Annotated in this window: 16 protein-coding genes and 1 pseudogene; all 17 read left to right on the forward strand. The window is 57.8% G+C overall.

Features of this window, described 5'->3' with window-relative positions; all coding sequences use genetic code 11:
* The first annotated feature begins 37 nt into the window (after positions 1-37).
* The 17 genes and pseudogenes from QP982_RS03810 (at position 38) to QP982_RS03885 (ending at position 18,197) form a co-directional block, all read left to right on the forward strand.
* Positions 38-1,219: a phosphotransferase family protein gene (locus tag QP982_RS03810; protein WP_016422694.1), complete on the forward strand. Its 1,182-nt coding sequence runs from the start codon at positions 38-40 to the stop codon at positions 1,217-1,219.
* A 148-nt stretch (positions 1,220-1,367) separates the two neighbouring features.
* Entirely contained in the window at positions 1,368-2,693 is a 1,326-nt protein-coding gene (locus QP982_RS03815; RefSeq protein WP_284870257.1) for a replication-associated recombination protein A, read from the forward strand.
* A gap of 128 nt (positions 2,694-2,821) precedes the next feature.
* A complete protein-coding gene (gene alaS, locus QP982_RS03820; protein WP_284870230.1) occupies positions 2,822-5,482 on the forward strand; it encodes an alanine--tRNA ligase in 2,661 nt (886 codons plus the stop codon).
* A 37-nt stretch (positions 5,483-5,519) separates the two neighbouring features.
* On the forward strand, positions 5,520-6,023 hold the full coding sequence (gene ruvX, locus QP982_RS03825) for a Holliday junction resolvase RuvX (RefSeq protein WP_070601472.1): 504 nt from the start codon (positions 5,520-5,522) through the stop codon (positions 6,021-6,023).
* Positions 6,024-6,282: 259 nt separating this feature from the next.
* Entirely contained in the window at positions 6,283-7,509 is a 1,227-nt protein-coding gene (mltG, locus tag QP982_RS03830; RefSeq protein WP_049190774.1) for an endolytic transglycosylase MltG, read from the forward strand.
* Positions 7,510-7,523: 14 nt separating this feature from the next.
* Positions 7,524-8,339, forward strand: coding sequence for a shikimate dehydrogenase (locus tag QP982_RS03835; RefSeq protein WP_049190773.1), 816 nt, complete (start codon positions 7,524-7,526; stop codon positions 8,337-8,339).
* Positions 8,340-8,461: 122 nt separating this feature from the next.
* On the forward strand, positions 8,462-8,977 hold the full coding sequence (locus tag QP982_RS10660; protein WP_224783722.1) for a prepilin peptidase: 516 nt from the start codon (positions 8,462-8,464) through the stop codon (positions 8,975-8,977).
* Between the two features lie 94 nt (positions 8,978-9,071).
* Complete coding sequence (gene aroC / locus QP982_RS03840; RefSeq protein ID WP_187400145.1) at positions 9,072-10,259, forward strand: chorismate synthase; 1,188 nt, start codon at positions 9,072-9,074, stop codon at positions 10,257-10,259.
* Positions 10,260-10,299: 40 nt separating this feature from the next.
* Positions 10,300-10,821, forward strand: coding sequence for a shikimate kinase (locus QP982_RS03845; protein ID WP_038628898.1), 522 nt, complete (start codon positions 10,300-10,302; stop codon positions 10,819-10,821).
* 87 nt (positions 10,822-10,908) lie between these two features.
* The gene (gene aroB / locus QP982_RS03850; RefSeq protein WP_284870231.1) at positions 10,909-12,015 is read left to right on the forward strand and encodes a 3-dehydroquinate synthase; all 1,107 of its coding nucleotides are present in this window, start codon (positions 10,909-10,911) and stop codon (positions 12,013-12,015) included.
* Positions 12,015-12,491, forward strand: coding sequence for a type II 3-dehydroquinate dehydratase (gene aroQ, locus QP982_RS03855; RefSeq protein ID WP_016422704.1), 477 nt, complete (start codon positions 12,015-12,017; stop codon positions 12,489-12,491). The genes aroB and aroQ overlap by 1 nt, the downstream gene beginning before the upstream one ends.
* Complete coding sequence (locus tag QP982_RS03860) at positions 12,488-13,660, forward strand: M24 family metallopeptidase (protein WP_070653108.1); 1,173 nt, start codon at positions 12,488-12,490, stop codon at positions 13,658-13,660. Before aroQ ends, QP982_RS03860 begins: the two co-directional genes overlap by 4 nt.
* 87 nt (positions 13,661-13,747) lie before the next feature.
* On the forward strand, positions 13,748-14,311 hold the full coding sequence (gene efp, locus QP982_RS03865; protein WP_016422706.1) for an elongation factor P: 564 nt from the start codon (positions 13,748-13,750) through the stop codon (positions 14,309-14,311).
* A gap of 48 nt (positions 14,312-14,359) precedes the next feature.
* Positions 14,360-14,881, forward strand: a pseudogene (gene nusB / locus QP982_RS03870) (transcription antitermination factor NusB); the annotation flags it as partial.
* Between the two features lie 434 nt (positions 14,882-15,315).
* Complete coding sequence (gene pyrR / locus QP982_RS03875) at positions 15,316-15,885, forward strand: bifunctional pyr operon transcriptional regulator/uracil phosphoribosyltransferase PyrR (RefSeq protein ID WP_049193730.1); 570 nt, start codon at positions 15,316-15,318, stop codon at positions 15,883-15,885.
* Positions 15,882-16,835 carry an aspartate carbamoyltransferase catalytic subunit gene (locus tag QP982_RS03880; protein WP_016422709.1) on the forward strand — a complete coding sequence of 318 codons (954 nt, stop codon included), beginning with the start codon at positions 15,882-15,884 and terminating at the stop codon, positions 16,833-16,835. The genes pyrR and QP982_RS03880 overlap by 4 nt, the downstream gene beginning before the upstream one ends.
* The gene (locus QP982_RS03885; protein WP_284870232.1) at positions 16,836-18,197 is read left to right on the forward strand and encodes a dihydroorotase; all 1,362 of its coding nucleotides are present in this window, start codon (positions 16,836-16,838) and stop codon (positions 18,195-18,197) included. It begins immediately after the preceding gene.
* Positions 18,198-18,209: the final 12 nt, after the last annotated feature.

Below are 18,209 nucleotides of genomic sequence, written 5' to 3' on the forward strand. Positions count from 1 at the left end.
TCGCCTGACTGAAACTGGCTCATTGAAAGGGCATTCAATGGAGTACTCGGACGACGCTGCAGCAGAAGTTGACAGCGTAGTTAAAGATGCAGAGACACTGCTTTCCGCACGATTCGGCGGCACTCCAGTGTTGTCGGATCCAGAAGTACTTACAGGTCAGTCAAACGCTCTTGTTGTCCGCGTACGGGTCGCCACAAATCCCTTTATGCAGGAACGCACGGTCGTCGTAAAGCAAATTCCTACGACGACTGAAGGCGTCGATCCCGCCGTTTTACGGGAAGTCGTGGCGTACCAGTTCATCAATACACTGCCTGACGACGTCCGCCCGGGGCCTCAGCTTCTTGCTTACGATGTTTCAAAGCAGCTATTGGTTCTCAGCGACGTCGGTGTCGTGGACACTCTTGCGGACGTACTCTTTCGTGGCGATGAAGAGCGACGATTGCGCGCATTCCGCAGCCTCGGCGCTTCGCTGGGTCGGATGCATATTCACACGCATACTCGTGAAGAGGGATTTGAGACCCTGCGTCGTCGTATGTGGGTGAAGAACAAGGTCGATCGCGAGGCTCTCGAGGCGCGTGACCACGGCATTGTGTCGGGGATTCGCTTTGGTATGCGAGCTGTCGAGGGGTCCGGCATTCCTGTTCCCGACGCTGTGCGCTCTTTCGGTGAGGATGCTGCTCGTCGAATTGAGAAGGGCACGCATAGGGCGTTTACTCCGTTTGACCTCGCCCCGGACAACATTCTGCTGGCGGATAAGGTCCAGTTCCTCGACTATGAGTGGGCTGGTTACCGCGATGTCATCTTCGACGTGGCCAGCGTCGTCGCAGGCTTCCCGCTGCACGTTTTCGTGGAGCGTCCATCGGAGGCAGAGGTCGACGTGTTTGTCCGTGCCTGGATGGAAGAGATTCGTGACCATTGGTATCGCGGCACGAGCGACCGCCGTTTGATGGCGTTCATCGCTGCGGCGTTGCTCGGTTGGTTTTTCATCTCCGCAACGGTTTCCTTCTTCGGTTCTCCAAAACAAGCGCTGTGGGTGGGGCATGAAGGACGCACGGACCTGAAGCCGGAAGTTGGCGGCTCAGCACTGGAGCGGCGCGACATGGCTAACACGGCTCGCGCGATTGCACAGTTCGCCCATAAGTGTGAGGACGATCGTGCCGACGAGCTGGAACAGTTCGCGCATGCAGTCATCGATTTCTTAGAGCAAGAGGAAGGCTAGGGCACACGTGGCGGATCCGAATAAGCTGCCGTCAGGCGGTGCAAACGGCTCCGCCGATGACGCTCCAGGGCTTTTCGACGAGCCTTCGGTCGCCGGACCTACAGCGGCCAAGAGCCAAGGTCGGAGTGCGGGGCCAGCAAGCACTGGCCTGAACTCCGATGCGAGCGCCTACTTTCACCCAGGTGCACACGCGCCGTTGGCGGTTCGGATGCGACCGCGAAACCTCGATGAAGTCGTTGGTCAAGACCACCTGTTAGCCCCCGGAGCACCGTTGCGCCGTCTGGTCGAAGGTGGCGGCGACACTTCCGTTATTCTGTTCGGCCCTCCTGGAACTGGCAAAACCACTCTCGCCAGTTTGATTTCCGCGGCGACCGGACGACACTTTGAAGCGCTTTCCGCGCTTAATGCAGGAGTGAAGGAAGTGCGTGCGGTTATCGATACTGCTCGTCGCACACTCGTTAACCAGGGCATTCAAACGGTGCTCTTCATCGACGAGGTGCACCGTTTTTCCAAGACCCAGCAGGATGCCCTGTTGGGTGCCGTGGAAAACCGGATTGTCCTTCTCGTCGCGGCAACGACGGAAAACCCATCCTTCTCAGTGGTGTCCCCGCTGCTCAGTCGGTCACTGCTGTTGCAGTTGCAGTCACTGGACGACGAAGCCGTCGGCACGCTCATTGATCGAGCACTTACTGATGAGCGCGGCCTCAATGGTCGCGTCAGTATGACAGACGATGCACGTAATCAACTCATTGCGCTGGCAGCTGGTGATGCTCGTCGTTCCCTGACGTACCTCGAGGCAGCCGCAGAAGCCGTAGCCGACGGTGAGCAGATTACCGCTGAGTCGCTTGCCAATTCGATCAACAGGGCCGTGGTTCGCTATGACCGCGATGGCGACCAGCATTACGACGTCACCAGCGCGTTTATTAAGTCCGTTCGAGGGTCTGATGTCGATGCTGCCCTGCACTACTTGGCGCGGATGATTGAGGGTGGGGAAGACCCTCGGTTTATTGCCCGCCGAATCGTAATTCTGGCTAGCGAAGACATCGGTATGGCAGACCCGACAGCACTGCAAACCGCCGTCGCCGCGGCGCAGGCCGTTGCCTTGATAGGCATGCCGGAAGCTCGGCTGACGCTGGCGCAGGCCACGATTCACTTGGCCACGGCACCGAAATCCAATTCGGTCATAAGCGCAATCGACGGGGCGTTGAAGGATGTTCGTTCCGGGAAAACCGGGCCGGTGCCACCGCATTTGCGCGACGGACATTACAGCGGGGCTAAGGACCTTGGTCACGCGGTGGACTATATCTACCCGCACAATGACCCCATGGGTGTCGTTGCCCAACAGTATCCACCAGATCAGTTGGTGGGCACTGATTATTTCGTTCCATCCAATCACGGTCGTGAAAACGGCATGGCTGAGTACCTCGGACGCATTCGCCGAATTATCCGGGGGAGCCGCCGGAAATCGAAGTAGGCGAGATCGGTCGGGATCTACGGGGTGCCGGTGGGGTGGTTTTAAAGTTGCTCGAACCGAGCGGGTAGACTGCTAGTTTTGTATTAAACATCTCGGACGCTCGACGTGAAACGAGGAAGTAGAACACCGTGCAGACTCATGAAATTCGAAATCGCTTCATCCAGCATTTCGTAAAGGCGGGACACACCGAGGTCCCCAGTGCCTCCCTGGTTTTGGATGACCCGAACCTGCTGTTCGTTAATGCCGGCATGGTGCCGTTCAAGCCCTACTTCCTCGGCAATGAGACTCCGGACTTCTCCACCGCGACCTCAATTCAGAAGTGCGTGCGCACACTGGACATTGAAGAGGTAGGTATCACGACCCGCCACAACACCTTCTTCCAGATGGCGGGTAACTTCTCATTCGGAAATTACTTCAAGGAAGGTGCCATCACTCATGCATGGAGCCTTCTGACTGGTGCTGTTGAGGACGGCGGCTTTGGCATCCCGGCTGAGAAGCTGTGGGTAACTGTTTTCCTCGACGACGATGAGGCCCATGACATCTGGCACGAGAAGGTTGGTGTGTCGGAGGAGCGCATTCAGCGCCGAGGTATGGCGGACAACTACTGGTCCATGGGTGTGCCTGGCCCGTGTGGTCCGTGCTCAGAGATTTTCTACGACCGCGGCCCGGAGTACGGAGCTGATGGTGGCCCAGAGGCCGACGAGGATCGCTACATCGAGATTTGGAACCTCGTCTTCATGGAAAACGAGCGTGGCGAAGGAACAGGCAAGGACTCTTTCGAGATTCTTGGCCCGTTGCCGAAGAAGAACATCGATACCGGTATGGGGATCGAGCGTGTTGCTTTCCTGCTGCAGGGTGTCGACAACGTCTACGAAACCGACCTACTGCGTCCGGTTATCGACGAGGCTGAGCGGCTCACCGGTTCGAAATACAGCTCGAACCACCAGGACAACATCCGTTTCCGCGTCATCGCTGACCACAGCCGTACCGGCTTGATGCTGATGCTCGACGGTGTCACCCCCTCGAACTCCGATCGTGGCTATATTCTGCGTCGCCTGCTGCGCCGTATTATCCGCTCTGCGCGCCTGCTCGGCGCTAACGGTCCAGTGCTGGAGAAGCTGATTGGTATCGCGGCCGAGACCATGACCCCGTCGTACCCAGAGATCGCGGAGAACTGGAACCGTATTCGCCGCGTCGCCGTCGCCGAGGAAAAGACCTTCACCAAGACGCTGTCCGCTGGTGAGGAGCTGTTCGAGCGCGCGGCCACCAAGGCCAAGGCAGAGGGTAAAACCGTTCTATCCGGTCACGATGCCTTCACCCTGCATGACACCCACGGCTTCCCAATCGACCTGACCATCGAGATGGCCGAAGAAGCTGGCCTGACCATCGACCGCGAGGAATTCGATCGCGAGATGGCTGAGCAGCGTGCGCGTGCAAAGGCCGACAGCCAGGCAAAGAAGCAGTCGCACACCGACCTGCACGTCTACCGCGAGTTCATCGATGAACACCCGACGTCCTTCACTGGTTACGATCGGCTTGCCGACGAATCCACGATTCTCGGCATCATTGCTGATGGCCAGAAGCAGGCGTTTGCCGCAGAGGGCGATGAGATTGAGGTTATCCTCGACCGCACTCCGCTCTATGCCGAGGCCGGAGGTCAGCTGGCTGACCGTGGTCGAATCGTGACTGATTCCGGCGCTGTGGTCCACATCAACGATGTCCAAAAGGTGGGCAAGAAGCTGTGGCTTCACAAGGGCATCGTCACAGCCGGTGAGTTTACCCCGGGCGTCTCCGCTGAAGCTTTGGTAGACGAGCAGTGGCGTCACGGTGCTCGTCAGGCGCACACTGCAACTCACCTGATTCACGGTGCTCTGCGTCAGGTACTGGGGGATACTGCAACTCAGGCTGGTTCCATGAATAAGCCGGGCTACCTCCGTTTCGACTTCAAGTACGGTGAGCAGCTCACACCGGAACAGCTCCGTGAGATTGAGCAGATTACCAATGAGGCTGTCGACAACGACTGGGCTGTCAATACTGCCGAGATGCCGTTGGAAGAGGCCAAGGCCGCTGGTGCCATGGCATTGTTCAACGAAAACTACGGCGACATCGTCCGCGTTGTCGAGGTCGGTGGCCCGTTCTCAATTGAGCTGTGTGGCGGTACCCACGTTTCGCATTCTTCGCAGATTGGTCCGGTAGCTGTGCTGGGCGAGTCCTCGGTCGGATCGGGCGTGCGCCGTATTGAGGCCTACTCGGGTATCGATTCCTTCCGCTACCTGTCCACCGAGCGTCTCCTGGCTGAGCGACTGGCCACTGAATTCAAGGCTCCGTCTGCTGAGCTGCCAGACCGCATTGCAGCACTGGCTGAGAAGCTCAAGGCTGCAGAGAAGCAGCTCGCTGATTTCAAGGCCGGACAGCTGCTGGCCAATGCCGCGTCTCACCTGGAGTCCGCTCGCACCATCGGCGATGTCACCTACCTCGGACTTAAGCTTCCCGACGGTACGGAGATGAAGGACATCCGTTCGCTGGCTAATGACTTGGCGAAGCGCCTTGCGGATCGCCCAAGCGTCATTGCGTTGATCTCCAACGCCGGCGGCAAGGTTCCGTTTGTGGCCTCGGTTTCGGATGAAGCCGTCAATCGCGGTATTAAGGCCGGCGATTTGGTGAAGCTGATGGGCGCCGAGGTCGGCGGCAAGGGCGGCGGTAAACCGGCAATGGCACAGGGCTCCGGCTCTGATACCTCCGGTATCGACGCAGCATTGGCCGCTGTTGAGGCCGAACTGTCCAAGTAGCCAATTAACGGCTGTGCTATCGGAAGAGCAGTAAACAATGGCTAAGCCCCGCATTGATACCCCCGGCCAGGATGATCCCGGTCGGGGTCGACGGCTCGGAATCGACGTCGGCGATGTCCGCGTTGGTGTCGCAGTCTCTGACCCCGACTGTATCCTGGCGACCCCGGTTGAAACAGTCACTCGAGCAACGGGGCGAAAAGATCCTGACGGGCCGGATATTGACCGGCTCGTGGAACTCGCCACTGAACTTGAGGTCGTCGAGATTGTTGTCGGCATGCCCCTTATGCTCGACGGCACGTTCGGGACTTCTGCGCGGAAAGCTACTGACGTTGGATTCCGGCTGCAGCGCCGACTCGGTGACCGAGTCGTAGTGCATTACGCCGACGAGCGTATGACGACGGTAATGGCTCAATCACGGCTGCACGCAGCAGGTATTGATGTTAAGTCCGGGCGGAAGATTATTGACCAGGCTGCGGCAGTAGAAATTCTACAATCCTGGTTGGACAGACGGGCAAAAGCTTTGGACGAAAATACCGACTAGGGGCACACAAAAGTTACCGAAAGGTGACAATTCACCCACCTTTGCGCAATTATTAAGTGTGTAATACCTGAGCACGTTTTCTTCGTGCATGGGATTTGAAAAGTTGAAGTGGCGATTCACACCTACAATGCAACCTAGTGCTACGACTTCGTCGTAAAGCTATGTCGCACCAGTCGTTATCAGTCGCGTGTCGTACCCAAATGGGAGGACTCCTTGCTGATACCGATGGGAGAGTGAGCTGCATTCGAGGAGATTATTGATGAGTAAAGACGCGCAGACTGCGCGCCGCACTGCTAGCGGCCGTGCCGACCGGGACCGCGCTGGTGCTCGTAGCGGTGGGACAAAGCCTCGAGTTCGTCACCGCCAAACGGCAGTGGCAATCAACGTGACTTCTGTGCTGTTATGCGTGTTGGTCCTCGGAGTGATTGGCCTCGTCTGGAATCGTGGCGGCATTGTTGACGATTACGATGGCAAAGCTGAGGGTCCATTGACGATTGTCGAAGTCAGTGAAGGCACGTCACTTACTGATTTGTCCAACCAATTGGTGGAAAGCGGCGTCGTCAAGTCTTCCCGTGCGTTCATCCAGGCCGCGAATGAGAACTCCCATTCAAGTGAATTGCAGCCGGGTTTCTACCGACTCCATCAGCGGATGAAGGCCGACGAGACCGTCGAGGCTCTTCTGAATGTCGAAAATCAGGTCGGTACCGTTGACATTCCGACTGGCGTCCGTTTCGCCGATACCCGCATTGTGTCCTCATCGGATGTACGTAAGGGAATTTTCTCGCTTATTTCTGAGGCCACTTGTGTTGAGGACAATGACTGCGTGTCCAAGGCCGACCTCGAACGTGCTGCTGGGGAGGCCGATTTGGCCGCGCTCGGTGTTCCAGAATGGGCACGGGACGCGGTAGCTGCGCGCGGCAACGACCCCCGTCGTCTTGAGGGACTCATTACGCCGGGTATTCATCACCTTGACCCGCAGCAGACGCCCGAACAGATGCTGGCAAAATTGGTCAAGGAATCGGTGAAGAATTATGAGGACACGGGTCTCATGGCTTCAGCGGACATGGTTGGTCTTACTCCATACGAGCTGATTACCGCAGCTTCTTTGATCCAGATGGAGGCGCCAGATGGCGACTTCGATAAGGTCGCTCGCGTTATTCTCAACCGTCTCGACGAACCGATGCAGCTGCAGTTCGACTCGACAGTCAACTACGACCTGCCAGATCAGGAAATCGCAACCACGGATGAGGACCGCGCGCGAAAGACCGCGTGGAACACCTACGCCAAGGAGGGGCTGCCGGAAACCCCCATTGCTTCGCCCTCCATCGAGGCGATTCGTGCCATGGAAAATCCGGCTGACGGCACCTGGCTGTACTTTGTCACGGTGGACAAGGAAGGAAATACTGTCTTTAGCACGACCTTCGAAGAGCACGAGGCCGCTATCGACGAGTCACGCAACAATGGCGTGCTGGATTCCAACCGCTAAGAGGTAGAACTCCTATGCCTATAACTCATCGCGCAGCCGTGCTGGGAGATCCGATTGATCACTCGTACTCGCCGGCTATTCACAACGCCGGTTACCGCGCTGCGGGAATGAATGACTGGCACTATGACCGCATTCGCTGCAACGCCGAAGAACTTGCCGACGTCGTTGGTGGAGCAGACCCCTGTTTCCAGGGATTTTCCGTCACGATGCCTGGCAAGTTTGCCGCGCTGGACTTCGCGGATGAAGTCAGTGAGCGCGCACGGCTCATAGGTTCAGCGAACACTCTGGTCCGTCGCGATTCGGACTGGTTTGCCGACAACACCGATGGCGACGGCGTACTGGGAGCACTGCGCGAGATAGACTGCACGAACGCACCACGTGGCCGCGCCGTTGTTGTTGGTGCCGGTGGCACGGCACGACCGGCACTTTGGGCGCTGTCGCAGCTGGGTGTCAATCATGTGACCGTAGTAGCGCGCTCCGAGCGCGCATATGACATTGAACCATTAGCTGCCGCGCTGGGGATGGAATTTGTTTGGGTGACTTTTGATGTTCCAAACCTGGCAGATATTGCTGGTAATGCCGACGTGCTGGTCTCTACGGTGCCGTCAGCCGCAATTGAGTCGGTTGCTGGCTACCTCGCTCGAGCACCGAAGATTCTCGACGTCATTTACAATCCCTGGCCAACCCCACTTGTGAAAGCAGCGGAACGCGGAGGGACACAGGCGGTCGGTGGATTGTCCATGTTGCTACATCAAGCGGTGGGACAGTTTGAGCAGTTTACTGGACGCACTCCCGATGTCGAGGCGATGCGTGCAGCGCTGCCGAACTAGCTCACAACCGTTACAATCCCAAAGTTATGGGGTGGGGAATAACTGAGATAGGGCTGTCTCCGATTGGACAGCACAGGATTGACCCGGTCTACCTTGACCGGGTTTTCTATTTCCTAGTCGTGATGCTTGTACTCGGCTGGGGCGGTATTGGCTGCTGGTTGGATGTGACTCGGCGAAGACTACCGAACTGGTGGTTAGTGCTAGGGGCAGTGGGTCTGATAGCAACCACTGGAATGGTGCTCCAGCAAAAGAGCACCTTGGCTGACAATCTCGCCAGTGCAGTCGCAGCCATAGGAACAGGAATAGGCCTCTGGTTTGGCCTCTATGTAGCAGTCTTCATCTTCAACCCACGCTCTATGGGGGCTGGAGATGTGAAGCTCGCAGCAATTCTCGGGGGCGGTGTCGGTCTGGTATCGGGCGAGCCAGTGGCGACAGCAATTTGGATTGCAGTGGCAATTCTGTTGGCTGCCGGACTCACTCTCCTCATGGCAGGAGTCACCGCGGGAAAGCGGGGCTGGGGTGACCGTCGTAAAGCAAAAACAGCGCCTGTACCGGCGAGCGTGCCTCATGGGCCTGCGATGCTTGCAGCAACCGCCATTGTGTGGGGGATAAGCGGAGGGTACCTACAAGTCCCCTGAAGCGGTAGACCAGGGGCGATGAATTGGGGCATATTTGAAACTTGTATGCCCCCAAATGCACAAGAAGTACGGCAAACGTGACATTATGATACCTATGCTTCGTTGGACTACCGCGGGTGAATCTCACGGCAAAGCGCTTATCGCTCTCGTAGAAGGCGCGCCAGCCGGACTTCCCCTGACTACAGATGACGTATCACGCCACCTCGCACGCCGCCGCCTCGGCTATGGTCGCGGGGCGCGAATGAAGTTTGAGGCTGATGAGGTCACCCTGCTGACTGGCATTCGACATGGTGAGACGCTGGGATCGCCGATTGGCATTATGGTCGGCAACTCCGAATGGCCCAAGTGGACTGAGGTCATGAGCCCGGATCCAGTTGACCCAGTTGTTTTGGATACAGCTCGTGGCGCCACCTTAACCCGCCCGCGCCCGGGGCATGCCGATTTCAACGGCATGCTGAAGTACAACCACACCGATGCTCGAAACATCCTGGAGCGTTCATCGGCTCGTGAGACTGCAGCACGTGTGGCGGCATCGGTTGTGGCACGCTCAATTCTGCGTGAGACTCTCGGTGTGGAAGTTGTCAGCCACGTTATTTCCATCGGTCGTTCGGAGCCCTACGAGGGGCCACTGCCGACCTTCGCTGATCAGGACAAGATTGACGAGTCGCCAGTACGTGCATTCTCCGCAGCTGCGGAGGAGTCGATGATTGACGAAATCAAGGCCGCCAAGAAGCAGGGCGACACCCTCGGTGGCATCGTCGAGGTCGTTGTCCACGGTCTGCCGGTGGGTCTGGGATCGCACATTTCCGGTGATGCCCGTCTGGATTCGCAGCTTGCGGCTGCCTTGATGGGAATTCAGTCCGTCAAGGGCGTGGAGATCGGCGACGGTTTTGAGGAAGCCCGTCGCCGTGGCACCGAGGCTCACGATGAAATGGTGCGTACCGACGACGGCGTGGATCGGGAAACTAACCGCGCCGGTGGCCTGGAGGGTGGCATGACTAATGCTCAACCTCTCGTTGTGCGTGCTGCGATGAAACCAATTTCGACCGTTCCGCGTGCGCTGAAGACCGTCGATATGGCCAGCGGTGATGCAGCTACCGCAATCCACCAGCGCTCTGATGTCTGCGCGGTCCCGGCCGGTGGTGTTGTCGCAGAGGCAATGGTTGCGCTAGTACTGGCGCGTGCAGTAATGGAGAAGTTCGGCGGCGATAGCCTGGAGGAAACCAAGCGTAACGTTGAGGGCTACTTGGAGCAGACTCGACGTCGCCTTGATTGGAAATAGCGCCACTGTCGCGCACACGAAGAAGGGTAAAACGAGGGGAATGTCCGTTCCTACTATTGTCCTTGTCGGACCGCCCGGATCGGGAAAGTCCACCATCGGTCGTCGACTGTCTCGTGCATTGAGCACGAGACTCACCGATACCGATGAGATGATTGAACAGCGCATGGGCAAGACTTGTGGGGAAGTCTTTTCCGAGCTGGGAGAGCCGGAATTCCGTCGCATCGAGGAACAAGTCGTGGCGGAGGCTCTGACCCACGACGGAATCGTCTCACTTGGCGGTGGTGCCGTGATTTCGCAGGCGACCCGTGACCTGCTGGCAGACCATAACGTCGTCTACCTCGAGATCAGCATTGCAGAGGGCGTCCGCCGTACCGCGGGTAACAATTCGCGCCCGGTACTCCAGGCGGCTGACCCAGAGGCTCATTACCGCGCACTCTATGAGGCTCGCCGAGCTTTCTACGAAGATGCAGCCACTTTCAAGGTGCGTTCCGACGAACGTTCCCCGCAGCGCGTTGTAGCCGAGATCCTCAGCTACCTCGATGAAACCTGCGACGAGGCTTAACCGGCGACTCTTAAATGGCGGCAGCTAATCACTGCCGCATAACCAGCAACTCCATACTTTTCTTACGCTAACGACTAGGGACTGACAATGAACTCAACCCGCACAATCCGTGTTGAAGGCCCATCCCCGTACACGGTGACCATGGGGCATGGACTCACCGAGCAGATTGCGGAGGCCGCTACGTTTGCCTCCCAGGTTGCGGTGATTCACCAGGGGAGCGTTCAAGAGCTGAGCTTCGGCGTCATCAAGGCACTGGCGGATAAGGGAGTCGACGCCTTCAGCATCCAGATTCCGGATGCGGAGGAGGGCAAGACGCTCGCTGTTGCTGAAACAGTTTGGGACACTTTTGGTGAACGCGGTCTGGGCCGGCGTGACGCGGTAATCGCGATTGGCGGCGGTGCAGCCACAGATTTCGGTGGGTTCGTCGCCGCCGCGTGGATGCGTGGAGTGAAGGTTATCCAGGTCCCGACAACGCTGCTCGGCATGGTCGACGCAGCTGTCGGTGGTAAGACCGGTATCAACACTGCAGCCGGCAAGAACCTGGTCGGCGCCTTCCACGAGCCTGCCGCGGTGTTCTGTGACCTGGATGTCCTGCGCACCTTGCCGAAGGCTGAACTGATTGCGGGCTCGGCAGAGATCATCAAGGCTGGATTTATCGCGGACCCGAAGATTCTCGATCTTTACGAGGCAAACCCGCAGACCTGCCTCGATGTTGACGGTGACTTGCCAGAACTGGTCGAGCGCGCGATTGCTGTCAAGGCACGCGTTGTCGCTGAGGATTTGAAGGAATCTGGCCTCCGCGAGATCCTGAACTATGGCCACACTTTCGGTCATGCCGTTGAGCACTTTGAAAACTACCGCTGGCGCCATGGCCACGCCGTCGCTGTAGGCATGGTTTATGTCGCCGAGCTGGCCAAGATCACCGGACATATTAATCAGGAACTCGTAGACCGCCATCGTCGCATCCTAGAGTCCATTGGGCTGCCAACGACCTACCAGACAGGTCGTTTTACCGAGCTCTACGATGCTATGACCAGGGATAAGAAGAACCGGGATGGTGCGATCCGATTCGTTATTCTGGAACGCCCCGGTGAAACAGCCCGTCTTGAAGGTCCGGGCATGGATGACCTCGAGCGTGCATACGAACTGCTCTGCAACAATGGGCAGGCCGCATCTGAGGAGTCAACCCGCTAATGACCTCTCTTCGCGCAGCAACTGATGCCACAACGGCGATTCCGACCGTGCTTGTTCTGAACGGCCCGAACCTCGATCGTCTGGGCAAGCGTCAGCCAGAAATTTACGGTGCCACTACTTTGGCCGATGTCGAATCTGAACTTCGCACCCTAGCCAAGGAGCTTGGCGTCGTAGTGGATTGCCGCCAATCCAACTATGAAGGTCAACTCATCGAGTGGGTTCACGAAGCTGCCGACTACGGTTGGCCAGTCATTATCAATCCGGGGGGGTTGACACACACCTCCGTCGCCCTACGTGACGCGCTTGCCGAAATTGCCGACGGCGCGGGCTTCCACGAGGTCCATATTTCAAACATTCACGCCCGGGAGGAGTTTCGGCACCACTCGTACCTGTCGGCGCTTGCCGCGGGCGTTATCGTCGGATGCGGAACTGATGGGTATTCCATGGCACTGAGAAGGGTGAGTACGAAACTATGACAGATATCTCCACGAACTACGCCGCCCGCCGAGCCGCTCTTATCGACGCATTGTCCGACAACGACTGCGACGGTTTCCTCACAGTCGATCCGACGCATGTTGGTTGGCTTACAGGTTTCCACGGCTCGAATGCTGGTTTGATTGTTGCGGCCAGTGGGGAAGCGCTGCTTTCCACCGACGGCCGCTATACGGTTCAGGCTGGCAAACAGGCACCGGACGTGGAGTTACTCACCGCCCGCAACACCGGCGTGGCACTCGTCGGTCAATGCCGAAAGCTGGATATCTCGCGTCTTGGTGTTGAATCTGAGTTCCTCACTATGGCCGCTTATCAAGAGCTAGAGGATGCCCGGCCACAGGCACTCGAGCTGGTATCGACTACGGGCGTCGTCTCTAAACTGCGGGAGGTCAAGTCCGATACAGAACTCGTCGCTCTGCGCCACGTCGCCGACATCGCGGTCCGCGCATTCGAGGACTTGCTTCACGACGGCATCGTGGTCGCCGGCCGCACGGAGCGCGAAGTCGCCGCAGAGTTGGAGTACCGCATGCGCATGCATGGCGCCGATCGGCCAAGCTTCGACACGATTGTCGCGAGCGGCCCGAATTCCGCCAAGCCACACCACGGAGCGGAAGATCGCGTAATCGAGGCAGGTGACCTGGTCACTATTGACTTTGGCGCCTTTGCCGGGGGCTACAACTCAGATATGACACGTACCCTCTTTGCCGGTGAGGCGGGAACGTCGTCAAGCGAAAACGGTCCGAACAATACGTCGTCAGATTTGGACGGCGCGATTGTTGCCGGGGTGGAGTTCGCAGACGAGAAGGCCCGAGAGATTTACAATGTCGTGCTGGAAGCCCAGCTGGCTGGCGTAAAAGCGGCCGTGCCAGGGGCTGATGTTGTGGCTGTAGACGCAGCATGCCGGGACATTATTGAAAAGGCTGGTTATGGGGAGCACTTCGTTCATTCCACCGGCCACGGAATCGGTATTGAGGTGCATGAGGCTCCATTTGCTGCTCGCACCGGCAAGGGGAAGTTGGCAGCTGGCATGACGTTGACCATCGAGCCTGGTATTTATGTGCCGGGGTTCGGCGGTGTGCGCATCGAAGATACGTTGATTATCACCGACACCGAGCCGGAAATTATTACGCAGCTGCCGAAACCGCGGGCCTAACATCACGGCGTTTTATTTTTCTCTCGATGAGATACGGAGTATCGTGGTTTCGTCAGAGAGCTTTTTAACAATTTCAGGAGAGTTTAGTTGGCTACCACCGCAGATTTTAAAAACGGTCTAGTTATCAAGCACGACAATAAGCTTCAGCAGATCGTGGAGTTCCAGCACGTCAAGCCAGGTAAGGGTCCGGCATTCGTCCGCACCAAGCTGAAGGACGTTCTGACCGGCAAGGTTGTTGACAAGACTTTCAACGCTGGCGTCAAGATTGAGACTGCTACCGTCGACCGTCGCGACATGACGTACCTGTACCACGACGGTGAAGGATACGTCTTCATGGACGACAAGACCTACGACCAGATTTCCATCCTGGACGCTCAGATGCCGGAGGGTGCTAAGTTCCTGCTTCCGGAAACCACCTGCCAGGTGTCCTTCCATGAGGGCAACGTTCTTTTCGCTGAAATGCCTGTTTCGGTTGAACTGAAGGTTGAGCAGACCGACCCGGGTCTGCAGGGCGACCGCTCCACCGGTGGCACCAAGCCGGCAACTTTGGAGACTGGCGCTGAGATTCAGGTGCCGCTGTTCATCGAAACCGGCGACGTACTGAAGGTCGACACCCGTGACGGCTCCTACCTGTCCCGCGTCAACCACTAATTCCCTCATCTAGTTCACCCTTTTGTTGAGAGCGATACATACACATCCATGACTGAAAAGGATCACAAGTCCGTCGAGACCCCGGATGCGCAGGAGTCCGCGAAAGTTCGCGAACCTAACTACAAGCGCCACGGCGCGCGCTACCGTGCGCGCCGTCGTGCGGTAGATCTGCTATTTGAGGCCGAGCAGCGAGGCGTCGACGTCGTCAAGCTTCTTGAAGAGCGGCTGGAAATGGTCCGTAATCCCGATCTGGATGTGAATCCAATTGCGGAGTACACCGAGCAGATCGTGCGCGGTGTAGCTGCGGAAATTATCGGTATCGACTCGACGATTTCTTCGTACCTGACGGAGGAGTGGCCGCTGCGTCGCCTACCGGCAGTCGACCGTGCTATTTTGCGTCTTTCCACCTGGGAGCTGTTCTACAACTCCGACGTGCCTCCGCGTGTGGCCGTGGTGGAAGGCGTTGAGCTGGCATCGGAATACTCCACTGATGTGGCGGCACCGTACATCAACGCAGTTCTCGATGCCGAGGCCAAGATTGCCGACCAGGCACGCCTGGCAGCAGCAGCTGTTAGCACTTCGGTGGGCGAGTCCCAGTTCGACGAGGCTATTCAGGCACAGGCTGCTGCAAATGAGGAAGCTGACAAGGCACTGGCTGACTCCGATGAGATGGCTAAGATTACCGGCCTGGACATGAGCGATATTGCCAAGCTGGTGGCTGAAGACGTGGCTAAGAGCGAGAACGGGTCCTAGCCAATCAAAGCGGCCGGGCTCACTGCGAGCCGATCACAGTCGGTTCTCGCGGATTGTCTGAAACTCCAAGTCCCTTTTTTGGGGGCTTGGAGTTTTGTTGCATTTAGAGGCAATTTAAGTGTGAGTGCTATTCTGGTCAGCGGAAGTTTGCACCGCGACCGTAGTTGCGGGTCACGCAAACTGATAATCAAATATCCACAATCAAGACATCCTTTAACGGACCGCACTGAGAGGCGGGGAAGGAGGTCACGATGAGCGAAGGAACGCCGCAAACAACCGAGCTGCTCAATGCAGACGAAGTTGCACGTACCATCGCGCGCATCGCGCACCAAATTATTGAAAAAACTGCGCTGGATAGCCCAAATGCTGGGCGCGTAGTTCTCCTCGGTATTCCGTCTGGTGGCGTACCGCTGGCGGAGAAGCTAGCCGATTTGATTGAACAGTTCTCCGGCATTCGCCCGGAAACTGGATCGCTTGATATCACCCTGTACAGGGATGACTTGCGCAAGGGCCCGCACCGCGCCCTGCAGCCCACGAACATTCCAAACTCCGGAATCGACGGCACCACCGTTGTTCTCGTAGACGATGTCCTCTTCTCAGGTCGCACAATTCGTGCCGCACTCGACGCTATTGCTGACATGGGTCGCCCGCGAGTAATTCAGCTTGCAGTGCTGGTTGATCGTGGTCATCGTCAACTACCAATTCGCGCCGATTACGTCGGTAAGAATCTGCCAACTTCCCGCGACGAAGACGTCGATGTGCTGGTAGAGGCACTTGACGGCCGTGACGCGGTTATTCTCACCCGGGCGGAGGAACAGTGAAACACCTGATTAGCATTGCGGATTTGACCAAGGATGAAATTGTCGGCCTGATGGATGAGGCCGATCGTTTCAAGGAGGTCATCCGCGGTCGGGAAATTAAGAAGCTGCCGACCCTGCGCGGCCGCACTATTTACAACCTCTTTTACGAGAACTCCACGCGTACCCGCTCTTCTTTTGAGACTGCGGGTAAGTGGATGAGCGCCGATGTTATTAATATCTCGGCTTCCTCTTCCTCTGTGAAGAAAGGCGAAAGTCTGAAAGACACCGCGCTGACTTTGGATGCTATCGGCGGCGATGCCATCGTCGTTAGGCACCCATCGTCGGGCGCGGCACAGCTGATCGCCAAGTGGACTGAGGAATTTGGCAACGGTCCATCGATCATCAACGCGGGTGACGGAAAGCACCAGCACCCGACGCAGGCTCTCCTGGACGCGGTGACGTTGCGTCAGCGCCTCGGTGGAATTGAGGGGCGCAAGGTCGTCATCGTTGGCGATATTTTGCACTCTCGCGTCGCTCGCTCTAACGCCGATCTGCTAAGCAAGCTCGGCGCCGAGGTCGTCTTCGTCGCGCCACCGACGTTGCTGCCGTTTGGCATCGAGACCTGGCCGGTGCGTGTTGCCTACCGCATGGAAGACGAGATCCGAGATGCTGATGCCGTGATGATGCTCCGCGTTCAGCAGGAGCGCATGAACGGAGGCTTCTTCCCATCCCATCGCGAATACGCCACTCGCTACGGGCTGTCGAAGGCTCGCGAGAAGATGCTTCGCGACGACTGCATTGTGATGCACCCAGGCCCGATGCTTCGTGGCATGGAAATTAACGATGCCGTCGCTGATCTGCCGCGCACTGCCGTGCTGCAGCAGGTAGCCAACGGTGTCCACGTCCGTATGGCAGTTCTTTTCACACTGCTGACCTCAGGTGTTTCCGCCAACTTGGAAGGACAGGCATAAATGTCGAATCGCAATGAGTATGACGAAGCCTCGTACCCCGAGGTAGGACCGCTGGCAGCGTCCGCGAGGGGACAGCTGCTGCTGAAGGGTGTGCGTCCCTACGGTGAAGGCGAAGATGTCGACGTTCTGATCGAAGATGGCGTTATCGCTGAGATTGGTGAAAATCTCACGGCCGAGGACGGGGTAGAGGTCCTGGAGTTCGACTCCCTCGTTCTCTTGCCAGGCCTGGTTGACATCCATGTGCACCTGCGCGAGCCGGGCCGTGAAGATACGGAAACCCTGGCCACTGGTTCCGCCGCCGCAGCACGCGGTGGTTTCACCGCAGTGTTCACTATGGCCAATACCGCGCCGGTAACCGATGACCCCTCGATTGCTGAGTCGGTGTGGCTCAAGGGCCAGGCGCTGAACCTCTGCGACGTTCACCCGGTCGGATCCATTACTAAGGGGCTGAAGGGCGAGACGCTGACTGAGTTCGGCATGATGGCAGACTCGCAGGCGAAGGTACGCATGTTCTCCGATGACGGTAAGTGCGTTGATAATCCGCTGATTATGCGCCGCGCGATTGAATACGCCCGCGGCGAAGACGTATTGCTGGCGCAGCACTGCGAAGATCCGCGTCTGACCGCAGATGCATCGGCTCACGAAGGTCCGACCGCCGCACGACTCGGCCTGACCGGGTGGCCGCGCGTAGCTGAGGAGTCCATCGTGGCCCGAGATGCCATTATGGCTCGCGACTACGGCGGACGCATGCACATCTGCCACGCTTCCACCGAAGGTACGGTTGAGCTGGTCAAGTGGGCAAAGGAGCATGGTATTCCGCTGACCGCCGAGGTTACCCCGCATCACCTGATTCTCACCGATGAGAAGTTGGAGACCTACGACGGCGTCTACCGCGTCAATCCGCCGCTGCGTGAGCAGCGCGACACCCTGGCTCTGCGTCAGGCTCTGATTGACGGGATCATTGACTGTGTCGCTACCGACCACGCTCCGCACGGCTCTGAAGAAAAGTGCTGCGAGTTCGAGCACGCTAAGCCCGGCATGCTTGGTCTGGAGACCTCGATGCCAATCATCGCCGAAGAGTTCGTTTTGAAGGGCGATTGTGATTGGCGCTGGCTGGCCAAGGTCATGAGTGAGCGTCCCGCTCAAATCGTGAAGCTACCGGGGCACGGCCGTCCGATTGCTGTCGGTGAGCCTGCCAACCTGACCGTTGTTGACCCGGGCAAAAAGTGGACGGTCCGCGGCGAAGACCTGGCGTCGAAGTCCGAGAACACTCCTTATGAGGAAATGGAGATGGCCGTGTCCGTGGCAGCTACCGTGCTGCGCGGTAAGGTGACCGCTCTTAACGGAGAGGTCGCTGGATAATATTCATGTCAA

Origin of the sequence: Corynebacterium sp. MSK019 (genome assembly GCF_030232425.1) — a bacterium.
In the GTDB taxonomy this organism is placed as follows: Bacteria; Actinomycetota; Actinomycetes; order Mycobacteriales; family Mycobacteriaceae; genus Corynebacterium; species Corynebacterium jeikeium_D.